Source organism: Novipirellula aureliae, assembly GCF_007860185.1.
In the GTDB taxonomy this organism is placed as follows: domain Bacteria; phylum Planctomycetota; class Planctomycetia; order Pirellulales; family Pirellulaceae; genus Novipirellula_A; species Novipirellula_A aureliae.
The window spans coordinates 391,208-407,950 of record NZ_SJPY01000007.1; the positions used below are offsets into that span (position 1 = coordinate 391,208).

The following is a 16,743-nucleotide window of genomic DNA, read 5'->3' on the forward strand; positions in this document are numbered from 1 at the left end:
TTGGTTAATTGATTTTGAAAATAGTTATGCAACTGAGAAACGGATTTCGCACACTGGCGACTTACATCATGCCGCCCATGCCGCCCATGCCACCCATTCCGCCCATGCCAGGCATGCCGCCGCCCATTCCACCCATTCCGCCCATACCACCCATGCCGTGGTCATGGCCGTGATCGCCGCCACCTTCTTCTTCCTTGCTCGGAATTTCAGTGACCAAGGATTCGGTCGTCAGCAGCAAGGAAGCAACACTCGCGGCATTGGTTAGAGAGGTTTTTACAACCTTGGCTGGATCAACGATCCCGGCAGCAACGAGGTCGCAATAGTTTTCTGCGTTGGCATCGTAGCCGTCGTTTTTGCCCTTCATTTGCAACACGCGATTGACAACCACGGCGCCATCGAGTCCAGCGTTGTTCGCGATCGCCCGCAGCGGTTGGTCGAGTACTTTACGAATGATTCGAACACCCAACTTTTGATCGCCTTCGGTTTCGGCTTCCAACTTTTCGACGGCCTTCTTGCAGCGAAGCAGAGCGACACCCCCACCGGGAACGATACCTTCTTCCAACGCAGCTTGCGTCGCCGCGCGGGCGTCATCAAGAAGCGCTTTGCGTTCTTTCATTTCCGTTTCGGTAGCAGCACCTACGGAGATTTGAGCAACGCCACCGGCCAGCTTCGCCAATCGCTCTTGCAGTTTTTCACGATCGTAATCGCTATCGGTATTTTCAATTTCGCGACGAATCTGAGCAACCCGGCCATCGATATCCACTTTCTTACCTGCACCGCCGACCATGGTGGTCGCGTCACTGGTAATCGTCACCTTTTTGCAGCGGCCAAGGTCGCTCACTTTGACGCTTTCCAAATCGATACCGAGATCCTTGAAGATCGCTTTACCGCCGGTCAGAACAGCAATGTCGCCAAGAATCGCCTTGCGTCGGTCACCGTACCCAGGAGCCTTCACCGCACAGACCGACAAGATGCCTCGCATCTTGTTGACAACCAACGTCGCCAACGATTCACCCTCGACATCTTCGGCAATGATCAAAAGCGGCTTCTTCGCTTTGCTCATCGCTTCGAGTAGCGGAATGAGCTTCTTATTGTTACTGATCTTTTCTTCGAACAGCAAAACGTGGCAATCTTCAAGTTCAACGCTAACGTCGTCCTGATTCGTCACGAAGTGGGGCGACAAGAAACCGCGATCAAACTGCATGCCCTCGACCACTTCGACCGTCGTTTCGTTCGAACGACCTTCTTCAACGGTGATCACGCCATTTTTACCGACCTTGGTAAAAGCATCGGCCAAAACGTTGCCAATTTCGGGATCATTGTTACCAGCGATGGTAGCGACTTGCTTGATTTCGCTCTTGCTCTTCTCGTTGATCGGCGTCGCCAACTTGCTGACGTGGGCCGATGCAACATCGACCGCTTTCGCGATGCCACGCGACAAAGCCATCGGGTCAGCCCCCATGGCCACCATTTTTAGGCCTTCGCGAAAAATAGCTTCGGCCAAAACCGTAGCCGTCGTTGTCCCGTCTCCAGCGACATCGTTCGTCTTGCTGGCAGCTTCCTTTACCAATTGAGCACCGAGATTCTCGAATGCGTCATCTAGCTCGATATCCTCGGCCACGGTCACACCATCTTTGGTGACCTTGGGGGACCCCCAGCCTTTGTCCAGAACCGCATTTCGGCCACGAGGACCAAGCGTGCTACGGACAGCTCGGGCGAGCTTACTTACACCGGCCAACAGCGGCGCGCGTGCGTCGTCGTCGAAAACGATTTGCTTTGCCACGACGTTTTTCTCCTGTAATGATCGTCTAGGGACTGCTCGCTAAAATCGACCATGCAACGCTTAACTTCAAAGCAAAGTGCACGCCCGACTCACTCGAACAGAGTAAAGGTGAGTGAATTCCAATAATGATTGCGTGCCCTCAAGAAATAGGACTCCTCAGGCAACGCAAGTCTGCAACGGTGGCAGCAGCCACGTTACGGTTTGATTCTTTGAGCAACCGCCGTGCCGCAAGTGAAAGAATATTCGCAAGTGCATTGTATAAAACAGGTTAGCGACACATGAAGGGCCGCCTCGGTGGTTCAGGCCATTCGCGGTTTTGCCAGCTTGGCAGGCGAAACCGCGGCAACCCTGTGAAGGCTTTTCTGCTTTTTTCGCCGCATGCCCTGTGGGCGACACGCTCGGCGGGTTTGAAACGCGGTGTCGATCACCGAGAGATGTCCGTGATTTCATAGAAAATGCGAAGGTCGCTACTTCGAAGGATCCGCTTATTCACCCGCGGGGGGGCTTGGAACGGGAGGGGGGATTGGAGCGGGGGGATTGGAGATCGATACCACAATCCGTTTCGAAGGCTCGCACCAACCGCTAAATCCTATCGCTGCTAACTTGATCAACTCGCCATTCTGCTAAACTGTTTTTGACAGGTCCCACTACCAACAAAAATCCCCCGCTCCAAAGAATTCCGTGCAATGCAAACGCTGCTGTTCGATATCGACGGAACGCTTCTATTGACCAACAACGGGGGGCGGGGTGCCTTGCAACAGGCTCTCCAACGCGAATTTGAGCTCGATGACGCCAAGGTCGATATTGCGTTTTGTGGACGTACCGATCGCGATATCGTAGATGAACTGCTGATCCTTAATGATCGAGCGGCCAATGACGAAAACCGACGGCGACTGCAAAGGGTTTATCTTTCGATCTTCCCTAAAATTTTGAATGACTATGGTGGCGAACTTTTGCCAGGTGTCGCGGAGTTACTCGACCAGTTGGCAGCCGATTCGAAGCTTTGCCTAAGCGTGATGACCGGTAACTTTCAGGAAAGCGCCATTCACAAGCTCGATCACTTCGGGATTCGGCACTATTTTCGGTTCATCATTGGTGGTGACCATGACGCACACCGAGATGATTTGGCTAGGCGAGCCAGGATAAAAATCCTTCAAATGGCGGGTGAGGCTGCGACTCGGCGTGTGATGGTGATCGGTGATACGCCAGCGGACATTCGCTGTGCTCACGCTATCGGTGCCCGCGCCGTCGGCGTTTGCACAGGTAACTATGATCGCGAATCCCTCGAAGCCGAACGACCGTTCACCGTCCTCGAAGATCTCTCTGACCTCGCCGCTTTCGCCAAGCTACTTTGAGTCACAGGTTACCGAACCAAGCTCATGTAAAAGCTAAACACTTGGGTTTGATCGGTATCGGCTTTGTTGACAGGGAAGGCAAAGTCGAAGGCCAACGGTGCAGGCCCCAGCATTGGGATGGCTACCCGTAAACCAACACCTGGCGACACCCGGAACGAATCGCTGTTGAGTTCAATGTCTTTTTCCACCGTTCCAAAATCGACAAACGCGACGCCTTTGAATGCGTCATCTGCTGTGATTGGAAACATGTATTCGATTGTATTGAGGAACTTAAACCGACCACCGATTGAAACGCCACTTTCGACTGGACCGGCACCACGGAAATCGAAACCACGAAGTGTTGCATAGCCACCGGCAAAAAAGTTTTCAAAGAAGGGTGTGTCGTCGCCGCTGTATCCGAATTGGTTCGAATACGAAAGCGTTTGCCGACCGCTGCCGTCCGCTCGCTGAGCCAACAACCAATACTTGCGGTACTCCGTTTCAAAACGCGAATATTCGAAATCACCAAACGCTTGCTCGAAGCTGAAGTCAAAGTAATGTCCTTCACTCGATTGAATCGGACTGTTCCGTGTATCGTGTTTGAGCGAGATGATACCACTATAAAGATCGCTTTCACCATTGGGGGTGACCGCTGGAACACGAGCATTGCTGATTTCAACGTTTTGACCACTAAATCCAACCGAGACGGACAAGTCTGGTGTGATCCGGTAACCAAAACTCAACTTACCGCCGAGCCGTTGTTCGTCCCAATCTTGAAACCGACGGTCGACCAAGAAACCGCTGATCGACATGCTGACGGGTTTGTATCCGAATAAGTTGGGGTCGGCGAAGTTGATCGTATAGCGATCAAAGTCGCTGCCCGGCGCCGCTTCGACACGAAACGTTTGCCCCGCTCCGCGAAACGCGGTCCCGCTAAATAGATCTTGAAAGGAAGTTGGCCAACGAGTGATGTCAAAGTTGCGTTCGTCGAGCGTAATTTGTCCGGTAACCCCAGCATCGCTATTGACCGCACCGCCGAGCATGATTCGTCCGGTTCGTGCGGGGTATCCATTGATTATCAGATCCGCTTCGCGCACCGTCGGCATGGGCACATAGGTGGTAGGCGGTGCAACCGGATCTCCATAGAGCGTGCTCGGCAAGCCGCTGCCAGGCATACTGCTGTCCGGCAGGCCACTGTTGGGAAATCCGCCTCCTGGAAACATCTCGCCTGAAACGGTTGGTGGAGACGCCGGTGCACTTGGTGAACCGTAGTTTTGTCCGCCACCATAGTTAGGCACATTGTTCGAAGGTGATGACAGAGATGGCGGCGTGTTGTAATTCGTAGACGGTTGTTGTGAATACGTAGACGGTTGTTGTGAATACGGCGACGGCTGTTGTGAATAACTCGATGGTGGCAGCGTGGTCGATGGTGGCGGTGCGGTCGTTGGTGGAACGTACGGAGGCGTGGATGGATATTGACGGGCGACATAGCGATCGCTCGATTCGGATCCGTCGGAAGTCGCCTCGGTTGCCGGAGCCGATACCAATCGAGTGCCGTTTGCGGCCCCGCCCGGCGTGTTCGCGGAAAACAGACTGTTGCCGACCGTCGGCGCAGGACCAGCGATCCAGCGGTTGCATCCGCATGACAGCGCTGCGATGACAAGCATCGATAAACCGAGATACGGGGATACAGTTTTTTTCATCAAAGCGTCTTCATCTGCGCAGTACGTGTTCGTCATAGCCGATACATATCGTTTGTTTGTTTCGGTGTTAGAAGTCATCGCGAGGCACCACTTTGATATCCGGTGGGTCCGCAAGTTGCGGATTCGTTTCGAGTAGAGAGCTCTTTTCGATACGGCGACGGTTTAATTCAAGCGAACGTCGATCGATCCAATCACCTTCGCGAAGATCGACCATGTTGAGCATCGTCGTCTCTTTCATCAAATGCGGCTCGCCTTCGATGTTGACCAAGATCCGGCCTACCTTCCAGCGATCGCCTTCGTTGATCTCGTAGACCAAGTCGACAACATTTCCCTCATCTCGCATCACCGTTTTCGGTTCCACCTCCGCGTAGATGAAGCCCATTTCACCATAACCATAGGTAATTTCACCAATATCGCGGCGCATCAGTGTGCCATCAAACATGTCACCCGAATGCAGTTCCAAACGAGCACGCAATGATTCTTCGGTGATGAATTGGTTACCAACAATTTTTACATCGTTGACTGTAAAGCGTGGTCCTTCATTGATCACAAATGTCACGGTCATCCATTTTCCCGATTCGTCATAGCGAATGCGGCGACCTACCGTTGCCGTTAAAAAGCCTAAGTTGTGATAGTAGCTAGCCAAGATATTGACATCGTCATCAATCTTTCGCATGTCAGCCACGTTGCCGATGTGGTAGAGCACGCCGACGGTTGGCCCGCGACTCTTGATGATTTTCTTTAGACGAGACTCACTAACGATGGTTGCCCCTTTGATCTCGATCGCTTCGATTCGCTCTTTGGGCCCTTCGTTGATTCGAAAAATCACCGTTCCGGGATCATCCTTAAAGCCGATCGTTGAATCGATCGAAACCTGATTGAATCCCTCTTCTTGGTAATAGTCGATCATTCGGCGGCGTGCCGATTCGATCGAAAATTCGCTCAAAGGATCCGATTTCGATACGCCCGCGCGGCCTGCCAATTCGCGATCATTCAAGGCCCGGTTGCCGTGAAAGACGACCTGAGTGATCACGGGCCGTTCGTGAACCACAAAGGTCACAGTGACTCCGCCAGGTTGTTCGTCGATTTTGAAGGTCACATGGTCGAACGAACCGATGTCATTGAGCCGACGGACGTCTCCGAGAACCGTTTCGTAATCGTAAAAGTGATCGCGCCGAGTTTGTATTTTTTCTTGAATCGTATAGCTGCTGACGACCTTGTTGCCAACAACCCGCACGCCCAAGACAACCGCGTCCCCTTTTTCGCGGCGAATGGCCAACCCATCACGACTGCGAACATGATCCAAGAATTTCGGTTTTGTGTCGGGGGTCGGGCCGTTGGGCCCGGCACCAGCACCACCGCCTCCAAACCCACCGCCGCCCATTTGGGCATCCGCGGTGGCCGGAATAACGAAAAATGCTAATAAAAGTGTCCACAGCAACATCGATGGCGTTCGTGAAACGATCGGTTTCACGATGCAAGTCGATGCACCGAAGCCGTGCGAGGCGGGTGCGGAATTGATTATATGTCGAGTCATGCGGCCAAATTACCGGTTGGAAAGATCGCGGCTAAGTCCTGCGAAATGGTCTGACTTGCTAACTACCACTGAGTAAGTCGCCACCACAAGATTGATTTGGATAATTTGCTATAAAACAAAAGACTCACAAGCTGCGCACGCTCTCTCTCTTGAGAAGGTCTGTGGTTCGCTACGGACGCCGGATCGGCGTCGTTTAATAGAAAGCTCTTCGACCAAGCCTACAACGACGACTCCGACAAACCGTCGCGTGCTCTTAGGCGTGCAATCATTGCAACAACGGTTACAACAACCAATGCGGCGCTAAACAGAAAATAGCCCCATACGATATTCAAGTTGCCTACGTTCGCGGGCTCCTCTCCCCCATCACTGCCGAGCACATCGGCGTTAAATGGCAATGAGAAGGCTGCCGAAAAAGGACTGGTAATCCCAAACCCTTCGGCCTTTGCAATCGATTCGATTGGAAAATCGAGAATCGTCATCAGCGCAACCATCGTCGGCGGCCCGATATACAACAGTAGCAGTACGACATACGTGCTCAGCAGCGAAATCGACGTTTTCTTTTGAAACAACGAGCAAGCCAATGCAATGATTGCATTGACCAAACAAACCATCACGACGATCGCAAACATTCCGAATACGCTCGGCAGATTGGTCCAATAGCTGTCATTGAGTAGTCCCAATAGAAGTGGCCAAAGCAGAAACCCTGTCAAAACGCCTGAGATACGAAAGCCGACCACGAACTTACCCCATAAAATTTGCCAAGGAGTTAAGGTGGTCGTCAACAGTAGATCCAACGTCTGCCGCTCTCGTTCGCTGGTCATCGATCCCGCCAAGAAGACGGGGCCAACCAACATGTTAAAGACGATCACGTAGAGCGTAAACCAAGCGATTTTTTCGGCCCAGAAAAACAGAAAGACGCCCATCAACGGGATTGCCAACAACATGCTAATCTGGATCACCAAGCGAAGCATCAGCGTGCCTTGGCTGAAAATCTCGCTGTGAATCTCTTTGTCGTAGACGGGATTGGTCCCATCCGCCATAAGCTCTGACTTTTTCGGCGGTGCGAACAATCGATCAGGAAATTGGTCTGGTTGAATAATCAAACCAACGGCCTCTTCCGCCTCACGTTGTAAATCGACCACCTCGTTCCCTTCGCTGCCGACATCAGGTGGGTAGAGCATCCGACCGGCTGCCGCCGAGCACATCAAAATGACGGCGGTCAGCGCGAATGCAGGTATCACCAAAACCGCCAATTTTAGTCGCAATTCCCCTTGTCCTTCGAGCGATTGCCAAAACAGGACGGCACCGATGACCAACGGCAAGATAAGCATGTAACTGACGACCAACGAATTGCTGGTCCGCGAAAAGTAACTGCTGCAGAAAACGCCAATCGCGCCGAACAGGATCACCGAAACGATTAGGCCGAGGTAGGCGGCCAACACCTCATAAACGCTGACGCCACCAAGCGGCAAACATAAAACGATAATCGGCAGCGAGGCTAAGATTAGCATCCCGAGGTGGGTTAACGACGCAACCATTTTGCCAATCACGATCGCACCAGGCCGCAACGGACTGGCCAGCAACATCTCGTACGTGTGTCGTTCCTTTTCGCCAGTGATCGTTCCCGCCGCAAAGCTGGGGGCCATCAGCGATGCGATCACGTATTGGCCGAGGAAAAACAGGTTCACCAATTTTGCGGCCGACGGGGGATTGCTCGTCAGATCCAACCGCTGCTCACTCGGCCATGCCAAAAGGACGACAGCAGCCAGCAGCAGTTGATAGACCAGCAGCAACACGAAAGCTCGGTTCGTCCGCAGGTTTCCCAACAGTTCTCGCTGTAGGACCGGGTTTTCAAAGATGTACATCGGCGAATTTCTGTGACGCTCTTAACGCCGTTCGATCGTGGGGGTCTTGGAGGATTGGCCAGCTAGCTCGCTAACGTAGGTGGGGACCGCATAGCCAGGCAAACGTCGACGGATTTGGCTCAACAATGAAAGTCCCTTCTCAATCGGCACCTCGAAATGCTTCGTACCTCGCACTCGATCGAGTTGATGCAAATAGTAGGGTTGGATTTTGTGGTCGACTAATTTTAGCAGAAGTTCGACGAGCGAGTCTTCGTCGTCATTAACGCCGCGAAGCAGGACCGCTTGATTCAAGACGGGGATGCCCGAATCGACCAGCATGCCGAGCCGGTCAAGGCAAGCTTGGTCGAGTTCATTGGCGTGATTGGCATGGACGACAAACCAAACGCTGGCTCGCAGCGAACGCAATTTCTCGCATAGGGATGCCGTAATACGCTGCGGTATCACGATCGGAAGCCGCGTATGAAAACGAATCCTGTTCACGTGTTTGATGGAGTCGATGCGTTGGAGTAACTCAAACAATTGGTCATTGACGAGCGTCAACGGATCACCTCCGCTGAGGATAACTTCGCGTATATCTTCGTTTAGCTCGATATAGCGGATGGCCGGATTCCAATTTTCACGACGAGAACCAGCCTCGATGTAAGGAAATTCACGCCGGAAACAGTAGCGGCAATGCACCGCGCAGGCCGACGATGCGATCAGCAGCACACGTCCATCGTATTTGTGAATCAGTCCCGACGTCGCCATTGCGTCAAGGTCTCCGACCGGGTCTGGCACGAATCCATTGTGAAGGATTTCCTCTGCCGCGGTTGGCAAAACTTGCCGAAGCAGCGGGTCGTTGGGGTTACCGAGACGAATCCGCCTGAGAAATTCGAGCGGCACGAAAGTGGGGAAAACCGGAGCCGATTCTGCCTGTTTCTTGTCCCGCTCACCACCCTCCGATTCGGGCGGCAAACCGACTAACCGCCTCAGCTGATCGGTGAATCGGACCGATCGGCGCATCGCTGCGAGCCAATCAACGTCCCAATCGACACGATTTTGGTCAAAAAGTGTGGATTCTGCCCCCGAACCGGGTAGGACAAAATTTGATCCCGGCGTTAGAATCTTGGCCGGTTGAGTACCGGGTCGACCATTCGGTAGGGTCTGACTCATACGATTTCTACGGTAGCAACCGATCCTGTATAGAAAAATTGACTCGTAAAACGGAGCCGTTCAATATGGCTACTTATAACACAAGTGACTTCCGCAAAGGCCTGAAAGTCCAAATTGACGGCGATCCTTATCTGATGACCGAGATGACATTTGTCAAACCGGGCAAAGGTAACGCTTTCTACAAATGTAAACTCAAAAACTTGCTTCGTGGCACGTCACTGGACCGCACCTACAAGGGGGGCGACTCTCTCGAATCGGCCGACGTCGAAACGACCGAAGTCCAGTTTTTGTACCGCCAAGGTGAAGATTACGTCTTCATGAACAACGCAACGTTCGAACAATACGAAGTTGCCAGTGACATCGCTGGCGATATCTGGATGTATCTCAAAGACGGAATGACCTGCACGGCAACGCTTTATAACGGCAATGCAATTATTGTCGAAGCACCCAATCATGTCGAGTTGGAAGTCGTTGATTGTGTCCCCGGAACCAAAGGCGACACCGCAACGAACGTGACCAAGCCAGCGAAGGTGGAGACGGGAGCCGAATTCATGGTCCCAGGATTTATCAAGATGGGCAACGTCATCAAAATCGATTCGCGGACGGGTGAGTACATCGAGCGGGTCAGTAATTAGCGATTTAGCAATGAAAGAGTGAGTCGTTTGGGGGGCATTGCCGAGGCTGGTACAATGTCATTCAGCCACTCGTTCCTAGACTCCTGCCCGCTGAGTGCCGGGCCCGCGACGCGGGATCGGCGAGAGAGAGTCGCGGAAATCGGCGAAAGCCTCGTTTCCAACAAACGTGTGAAATGTTCAAACAACCCTCAAACAGGATTGATTCTCGGATGAAATACTTACTCGCACTGACATTCGCCCTCACTCTCGGATTCGCCGCAATGACCAATCATGCCAATGCCGACGAACACCAAAAAGGTGCACTCGATTTCAAAGTCAAAAACATTGACGGCGAGGTGGTCAACCTGGAAGATTACCACGGCAAGGTCGTTCTGGTCGTCAATACGGCAAGCAAATGTGGATTGACACCACAGTACGCGGGGCTGGAATCGATCTACAAAAAGTATTCTGAGCAAGGCTTCGTCGTACTGGGATTTCCCTGCAACCAGTTTGCGGAACAAGAACCAGGCAGCGAAGCGGACATTAAGACGTTCTGTTCAACGAAGTACAACGTCACCTTCCCGATGTTCAGCAAAGTCGACGTGAACGGTGAGGATGCTGCGGACCTCTACAAGTTCCTCACCGCCAAGGATGTCGAGCCAGTGGGCAGTGGAAAAGTATCATGGAACTTCGAAAAGTTTCTGATCAACCGAGAGGGCAAATTGGTGCATCGCTTCAGCCCGCGAACCACCCCGAGCGACGCCGAATTGCTGAAAGCCGTCGAAGCAGAGCTTGGAGAATAAGAGAGGGGAGAATTCTTGTCCGTTGGAATCTCTCGCGGTAGTAGTGTGATTGGGTACATTCCTCGGGGAGACGAATGGCCCAAACTTAGGCGGTCTCCCTCAGTGCCAGTGTGTGACTGCAGAAACAGTCGTAGCAAACCCTCGTGCTTTGCCCAGATTGAGAAATGGCTCGACCGAAAAATCCGTGGGTTGATTCATTAATCCCATGTACCGAAGGCTAGGTTTTTCAGGCACCGCAGGGCTAAAAGAATGTTCCCGGTGCATCGGCAATCGGACGTTCAAAAATAAACCTCGGCAACGCAAGCCGTTTTATCAAGGCCAAGCGAGACATCCTTCCCGCCCTGACCCCGTTGTCCCTAAGGAAGTTGCTCCCTCAGCAGAGCTAGCCCGGAATGGCGTGGACTGAAGGAATTCTAAAACGCGAAACATCCTTCCGTCGAGCTTGTCTCGGCGGAGGAAACAAGTGGCGGCTACAAACCGCACGCCGGAAAGAAATTCGCCCCACCCCCACGAATCGCCGGAGGCGATTCGTGGGGGTGGGGCGAGCGTGGGAGTTTGCGTTCATGGTAGCTGCCACCTGTTGCTCCGCCCGGACAAGCCGGACGGAAGCAGGAAAAACACCCCTGTGAAACTCACTCCGTTTTTCTTAAGTCCACGCCATTCGAGCTAGGCCGGAGGAGGAGTCCAAGATCGCATACCGTCGCCGCAGTCATTTCGGCGAACCACCGTTCGCGGTCATCAAGGTGATGTTCGATCGGCGTCGTTTCTTGCTCCGAGGCATCGAGGGAGTCGAGCAAGAGTGGCAATGGGTATCGCGAATGCCATGCCCCCAAAAAAACTTCCGCAACTTCCTTTTCACCCACAGATTCTTCTGACGAGGCAAAAAAAATAGGGTTGGTCGTAGTGGACGAGGTTACGAGTCCCTTACTGTACAACGGTCCAAAAGGACTCGTTACCTCGTCCACTACTCTAAAACGAAACCTTGACGCACCACGAGTGGTTGGAGTGCGGTTAGTAACCGATGCCCAGGCGTAGCATGAAGGCGTCGTCGGGGTCGATGTCATCGTTTGGGTTGTAGCGATACACGAGTTCTCGGTTGAATACGTAGCCGATTTCGATGAACGAGTTTCGGCGGCCCGCACGGATGTAGTCGTGTTGTCCCCACTCTAACCCCATCATGATCCGCCAATCGTTGATATCGACACTGTCGTTCATCCCACTTTCTCGCTTGATCGTCCAGGAACCGCCTCCGTATTCCCCTGCGATGTACCCCCACACGTCTTGCGTGCCAACCGTTCGACAATAACGCGAGTACTTTGGCTGGGGAAAGAAGATGTCCCAACGAGAATAGGGGGTCGGTTGCCAAAGCAAACCACCCGCAGGCAGCAGTTTTATCTTGTTCCGATCGAGATAGTACGCGCCTGCTTTCAGAGTCGACGTCGGAGTCAAGCGAAAATTCCCCAACACTCTCCCCATGATTCGAAAACTATCATTGGTATAGGTATCAAAATCAGTGAACACACCGAAACGAGTTCCCACTTCCATTCCAAAGATCTGGTTCGGATCGCTTTGCCAACCTAAATCGAGAAATGCGCTATACGCGTTTGGTGGCAAATCGGCTCCTGTGCTACTCTCGGGACCGTCCCACAAATGAAGCGAGAAGGAAGGAGCGATCATCAGCGGCTGGCTGGAATATAAAAAGTTCTGCCAAGCAAAAACGATAGAAGTATCGAAGTCATTGATTCCTAGATCATACGCGGTCGAATCGCCAGATCCAATGTAGGTATAGCGGAAACGCGGCCCTTGCAGTAACCGATACACGCTCATGGTTGCCGTATCCCAGTTCATTGAATCGTTCCACAAGCCGCTCGGGAACAGCGTTGTCGGTGCCGATTGCGGGTAAGGGGAACCGTAGGGCGAAACACCTAGAGGTGCACTTCCATAAGTGGTGGGAGGTGATTGCGTGAACGGTGGCAACGTCGTTTGCCCATAACTAGGTAGATCGTAGGATGGTGGATAAGTGGGCGGATTGGTGATCGGTGTCCCGTATGTCGATGCTGCCCCATATGCCGGAGGATAGACACCCGCGTTGGCTGGCGGTGGAACGTTATCGTTCAATCCATAACCGGCTGGCGAGCCGAGTGGAGCCGCAGTGCTAAACGGGGTTTGCGTGCCAGAAAACAGTCGGTTCAACAAACCACCATTGTTCGGAGCGGCAGGAATTGCGTTCCCCAATGTTGCGCTCGACGGATAGCCCTGCGGATTGGCAGCGTACGGATTAAACGATCCGCTCGGTGCGGGCGATGTCGAGCCTTGGAACGTTGAAGGACCGTTCGTTCCCGGCGGTGGACCGATCGGTTGCAAATTCGTTTGCGGCGTGTCGAACGAGTTTTGCCCCGAAACATAATTGCCGCCGACAACCGAAGTTGCCACAATCAAGCCGATTCCCAGGCTGCGCATCAACAACGCGCCTCGCGAGCGAATCCAGTTTGGGGTGAAAGCAAGTGACATACGAAAACGGCAAAAGGGACGGTGGGAAAACAGGCAATCGATTCAGTTCTATGTTGAGTTACGAATTCGTTACCACCAATGTCAAGATGAAATGGAAAATGGAAGGAATTTGTTTCAAGCTTTCGGAAACTTTAGCCGACAAGCTTGTTGCGAAGGACGGATCGAATTGACCACAATGAAAGCAAGGAACCGCCTCATCGCGGTTTATTGCAAAAACACCGTAGTGGATCTTGTTAAAGACCCCGCCTCAGAGGGGCCTTTAAAAAAATCCACTACCGCAGGACTGCCTCAATCCCGCCTACCCCTGTTTTCGATGTGACACAACGATGGAAGATTTAGACGTAGCACGAATCGCCGAGTATTTGCACTTAACACCGCCGCAAGTCGTGAAAATGGCAGATCGCGGACGTATTCCAGCCCGCAAGGTGGGCGGCCATTACGTTTTTAACGAGGCTGAGATTCACCATTGGCTTGAGGCAAGGATTGGTGCGAGTGACTCGGCACAACTCGACGAAGTCCAAGAAGTGCTCGATCGCGTTTCCCCGACTGCGGTTGACCGTCCGATCGCCGAGCTTTGCTCGGTTGACGCGATTGCCGTCCCGCTGAATTCACGGACTCGAGGGTCGGTCATTCGGTCAATGTCCGATTTAGCGGCGAAATCGGGGTTGATGTGGGATGCCCCCGCGATGGCAGAAGCCGTGAGTGTCCGTGAACAAATGCACCCAACGGCACTCGACTGCGGCGTCGCTTTGCTTCACCCACGCCGTCCCCAAACATCGATCTTGGCCGATTCTGTGGTCGCCCTCGGCATTTGTCCCTCGCCGCTTCCGTTCGCCGATCGCGGTCAACTAACCGATGTTTTCTTTCTAATTTGCTCTTACGACGACGCCACTCACCTTCGTATCCTCGCCAAGCTGAGTCGCATGATCGTCGCGGACGGATTCCTCGATGAACTGCGCACCACCGAGACCGCTGGCGAAGCATGGAGTTGTCTGCGGGATTGCGAAGAGCGAATCGATCAGGAGTAAAAAGTTTAGCTTTTTCGGCGATTCGAAACTCCTAAACAAAACACCAACCGAACGAACGAACGATGGATCGTCACCTACCAAGCAGACCAACCGCGCATGGCGGTTGCCAAACTCTTTTATGGATTGGGCCACGTGATGCGAAGGAGCTACATGAGGCGTACGATTTCTGCGAGCGTTCTGCCTCTCAAATCGCTTACCGGCATTCGATTGCCGATGCCATCCAACGACCTGCGATGAGCGTTGACCGAATCTTGTTTGCTCGCATCAACCGAGCCCCCTTCGATTGGCGTTTCGCGAATACGGTTCTAAGTAAGACGGACGATATTCGCGCAGCATGTCTGATAGGGAGCCTTTGTGATGGCGTCCCGCATAACGAACGGTTTGCAATTTCAGAGTCGAATCGATTGCGACTTGCATCCTCCTCTGCAGACGTAAATCAAAAGCTCCTCCTTATCAAATCGCACGCTTGGAATCAATCATTACCCGCATGGCTCGATGGTACGGATGTTTCTCAGCCGATCATCGCGACGACCAAAAAAACAGTTGCCGTTATCGCAGCAACCTTTGCAGCGGCTGAGCCAATCTTGGATTTGATCAGTGACTTGGGGCATAGCGTGGTTTGGATACGAAGCCCCGAGTCGGTGAGGGTTCGTAACATCGATCAAGTGATTTGGGATGATTCGCTCGCCTCGCCAGCGACCTTTCAAACATGGCGACACCGAACCGAGTCGGTTGCTACTCAGAAGAATACCAAGCACGCTTGGATTGCAAGTAGCCCACGAATCGATCAATCGGACTCGGCTCGTCGAGCAGGCGTCGATTTAGTGCTTAGCAAGCCGTTTTCCTGCCGTGCACTCAGTCAATGGCTCGCCGAAAAGGAAAGCATTCGCGAAGGAGGCTCACGATTGCAAAACACTCTGGCAAAGCGAAGCAAGGTCGCGGCCTGAGCCGTTTCGTTTAACATTCACTCAGGTTCACGGCTATTTGGACAGCTAATCCGCCTTCGGATGTTTCTTTGTACTTGGCGTTCATATCGAGCGCCGTTTCCCACATCGTTCGAACCACACCGTCGAGCGAGACGCGAGCTTCCGAGGGATCACGTCCGATCGCCAAGCGGGCAGCCGTAATGGCCTTGATCGCTCCGAACGCGTTGCGTTCGATACATGGTATTTGAACCAGACCAGCAATCGGATCACACGTCATCCCCAAATGATGCTCCATCGCAATCTCGGCCGCTTCGGTCACTTGCCGTGGAGAACCGCCCAAGCATTCTGCCAAGCCCGCAGCCGCCATTGCAGAGGAGACACCGATTTCTGCTTGACAACCGCCTTGAGCAGCCGAGATGGTCGCACCCTTTTTGAAAATGCAACCAATTTCCGCGGCTGTCAACAAGAACGTTATCCAATCGTCATCGCTGGAGTCACAGAAAAGGAGTAGATACATCATCACCGCCGGAATCACTCCTGCCGCCCCGTTGGTCGGTGCCGTGACGACTCGGCCGAACGCCGCATTCTCTTCGTTCGTCGCGAGCGCAAAACAACTGACCCAGTCCAACACGACGGAAAAGTCGTGCGTTTGACGCTTGAGAATTGAAATCCACTCGTCACGATCCGCGGGGACTTCGCCGCCAAGAAGTTTCCTCGCCATTCGAGCGGCACGCCGGCGAACGCCTAAACCGCCCGGCAACGTCCCGTCGCATCGGCAGCCACGATGAATCGTTTCGAGCATCGTTTCACGAATCCGACCCATTTTGTCGCGAATAGCTGGCTCGCTTCGCCAGCTCAATTCGTTCTTCAAAACCAACCGAGAAATCGATAGCGATTGAGCAGCACAATGAACCAACATGTCTTCACCACAATCAACCGGGAACGGAACCGATGGCGTCGGCGATAGGTCCGTTTCGCCCGCTTTCAGGATAAAACCACCACCGACTGAAAAGAAAGCCTCACTCTGCAATGGTTGTTTACCCGCCCACGCAATAAACTTCATGCCGTTTGGATGTTGAGGGAGTACCTCGTCAAAGTGAAAGACGATATCCGTCTTTGGGTCGAACGTAATCCAATGTCGACCGAGCAAACAAATGACTCGCGACTCAGCGATTCGCTTTAGTCGCGTGTCCAGGGATTCAATATCAATCGTTTCAGGATGCTCGCCCATCAACCCAAACTGGACCGCGATATCAGTTCCATGACCTTTCCCCGTCTTCGCGAGCGAACCGAATAACTCGATTTGTATTCGCGTAATGGCCTCCAATTCATCGGGCGTTCGTTCCTTCAAAAACCGAGTCGCTGCCAACCAGGGGCCCATCGTATGTGAACTAGATGGACCGACTCCAATTTTGAACATGTCAAAAACGCTGAGCGATTCGAATACCCGGGCTGGCTCGATCGGCAGAATGGTAGATGGCAATGAA

General features: G+C 53.0%; 13 protein-coding genes. 5 read left to right on the top strand and 8 right to left on the bottom strand.

Features of this window, described 5'->3' with window-relative positions:
* Window positions 1-61 precede the first annotated feature (61 nt).
* Window positions 62-1,783: a chaperonin GroEL gene (groL, locus tag Q31b_RS21615; RefSeq protein ID WP_146601733.1), complete on the bottom strand. Its 1,722-nt coding sequence runs from the start codon at window positions 1,781-1,783 to the stop codon at window positions 62-64.
* 686 nt (window positions 1,784-2,469) lie between these two features.
* Between groL and Q31b_RS21620 the strand changes: the two genes are divergently transcribed.
* On the top strand, window positions 2,470-3,138 hold the full coding sequence (locus Q31b_RS21620; RefSeq protein WP_146601734.1) for an HAD family hydrolase: 669 nt from the start codon (window positions 2,470-2,472) through the stop codon (window positions 3,136-3,138).
* Between the two features lie 8 nt (window positions 3,139-3,146).
* On the opposite strand, the gene Q31b_RS21625 is transcribed toward Q31b_RS21620, so the two are convergent.
* The 4 genes from Q31b_RS21625 to epmB form a co-directional block, all read right to left on the bottom strand.
* Window positions 3,147-4,820, bottom strand: a complete 1,674-nt coding sequence (locus Q31b_RS21625) for a BamA/OMP85 family outer membrane protein (RefSeq protein ID WP_231617744.1) — start codon at window positions 4,818-4,820, stop codon at window positions 3,147-3,149.
* 67 nt (window positions 4,821-4,887) lie between these two features.
* A complete protein-coding gene (locus tag Q31b_RS21630; protein WP_231617745.1) occupies window positions 4,888-6,357 on the bottom strand; it encodes a BamA/OMP85 family outer membrane protein in 1,470 nt (489 codons plus the stop codon).
* Between the two features lie 218 nt (window positions 6,358-6,575).
* Entirely contained in the window at window positions 6,576-8,222 is a 1,647-nt protein-coding gene (locus tag Q31b_RS21635; protein ID WP_146601735.1) for an ABC transporter permease, read from the bottom strand.
* 21 nt (window positions 8,223-8,243) lie between these two features.
* Window positions 8,244-9,374, bottom strand: coding sequence for an EF-P beta-lysylation protein EpmB (epmB, locus tag Q31b_RS21640; RefSeq protein WP_146601736.1), 1,131 nt, complete (start codon window positions 9,372-9,374; stop codon window positions 8,244-8,246).
* 65 nt (window positions 9,375-9,439) lie between these two features.
* On the opposite strand from epmB, the gene efp reads away from it, so the two are divergent.
* Window positions 9,440-10,009, top strand: a complete 570-nt coding sequence (efp, locus tag Q31b_RS21645; protein ID WP_146601737.1) for an elongation factor P — start codon at window positions 9,440-9,442, stop codon at window positions 10,007-10,009.
* 209 nt (window positions 10,010-10,218) lie between these two features.
* On the top strand, window positions 10,219-10,791 hold the full coding sequence (locus tag Q31b_RS21650; RefSeq protein WP_146601738.1) for a glutathione peroxidase: 573 nt from the start codon (window positions 10,219-10,221) through the stop codon (window positions 10,789-10,791).
* A gap of 632 nt (window positions 10,792-11,423) precedes the next feature.
* On the opposite strand, the gene Q31b_RS21655 is transcribed toward Q31b_RS21650, so the two are convergent.
* Window positions 11,424-11,654: a hypothetical protein gene (locus Q31b_RS21655; protein WP_146601739.1), complete on the bottom strand. Its 231-nt coding sequence runs from the start codon at window positions 11,652-11,654 to the stop codon at window positions 11,424-11,426.
* Window positions 11,655-11,802: 148 nt separating this feature from the next.
* The gene (locus Q31b_RS21660) at window positions 11,803-13,302 is read right to left on the bottom strand and encodes a hypothetical protein (protein ID WP_231617746.1); all 1,500 of its coding nucleotides are present in this window, start codon (window positions 13,300-13,302) and stop codon (window positions 11,803-11,805) included.
* Window positions 13,303-13,628: 326 nt separating this feature from the next.
* Here Q31b_RS21660 and Q31b_RS21665 point away from each other — a divergent pair, with 326 nt between their 5' ends.
* Together Q31b_RS21665 and Q31b_RS21670 are read left to right on the top strand one after the other, a co-directional pair.
* On the top strand, window positions 13,629-14,330 hold the full coding sequence (locus Q31b_RS21665) for a PTS sugar transporter subunit IIA (protein ID WP_146601740.1): 702 nt from the start codon (window positions 13,629-13,631) through the stop codon (window positions 14,328-14,330).
* Window positions 14,331-14,392: 62 nt separating this feature from the next.
* Window positions 14,393-15,277 (top strand): hypothetical protein, encoded by an 885-nt coding sequence (locus Q31b_RS21670; protein WP_146601741.1) that lies wholly within the window; start codon window positions 14,393-14,395, stop codon window positions 15,275-15,277.
* A gap of 10 nt (window positions 15,278-15,287) precedes the next feature.
* Here Q31b_RS21670 and Q31b_RS21675 read toward each other — a convergent pair whose 3' ends face one another.
* Window positions 15,288-16,739, bottom strand: a complete 1,452-nt coding sequence (locus Q31b_RS21675; RefSeq protein WP_231617747.1) for an L-serine ammonia-lyase — start codon at window positions 16,737-16,739, stop codon at window positions 15,288-15,290.
* Between the last annotated feature and the right edge of the window lie 4 nt (window positions 16,740-16,743).

Bases quoted from the DNA above. Each gene is read 5' to 3' on its own strand.
- Q31b_RS21670 (WP_146601741.1), top strand. From the start codon at position 14,393: ATGGATCGTCACCTACCAAGCAGACCAACCGCGCATGGCGGTTGCCAA.
- Q31b_RS21660 (WP_231617746.1), bottom strand. From the start codon at position 13,302: ATGTCACTTGCTTTCACCCCAAACTGGATTCGCTCGCGAGGCGCGTTG.
- Q31b_RS21635 (WP_146601735.1), bottom strand. From the start codon at position 8,222: ATGTACATCTTTGAAAACCCGGTCCTACAGCGAGAACTGTTGGGAAAC.
- Q31b_RS21630 (WP_231617745.1), bottom strand. From the start codon at position 6,357: ATGACTCGACATATAATCAATTCCGCACCCGCCTCGCACGGCTTCGGT.
- epmB (WP_146601736.1), bottom strand. From the start codon at position 9,374: ATGAGTCAGACCCTACCGAATGGTCGACCCGGTACTCAACCGGCCAAG.
- Q31b_RS21650 (WP_146601738.1), top strand. From the start codon at position 10,219: ATGAAATACTTACTCGCACTGACATTCGCCCTCACTCTCGGATTCGCC.
- efp (WP_146601737.1), top strand. From the start codon at position 9,440: ATGGCTACTTATAACACAAGTGACTTCCGCAAAGGCCTGAAAGTCCAA.
- Q31b_RS21665 (WP_146601740.1), top strand. From the start codon at position 13,629: ATGGAAGATTTAGACGTAGCACGAATCGCCGAGTATTTGCACTTAACA.
- Q31b_RS21625 (WP_231617744.1), bottom strand. From the start codon at position 4,820: ATGAAAAAAACTGTATCCCCGTATCTCGGTTTATCGATGCTTGTCATC.
- Q31b_RS21620 (WP_146601734.1), top strand. From the start codon at position 2,470: ATGCAAACGCTGCTGTTCGATATCGACGGAACGCTTCTATTGACCAAC.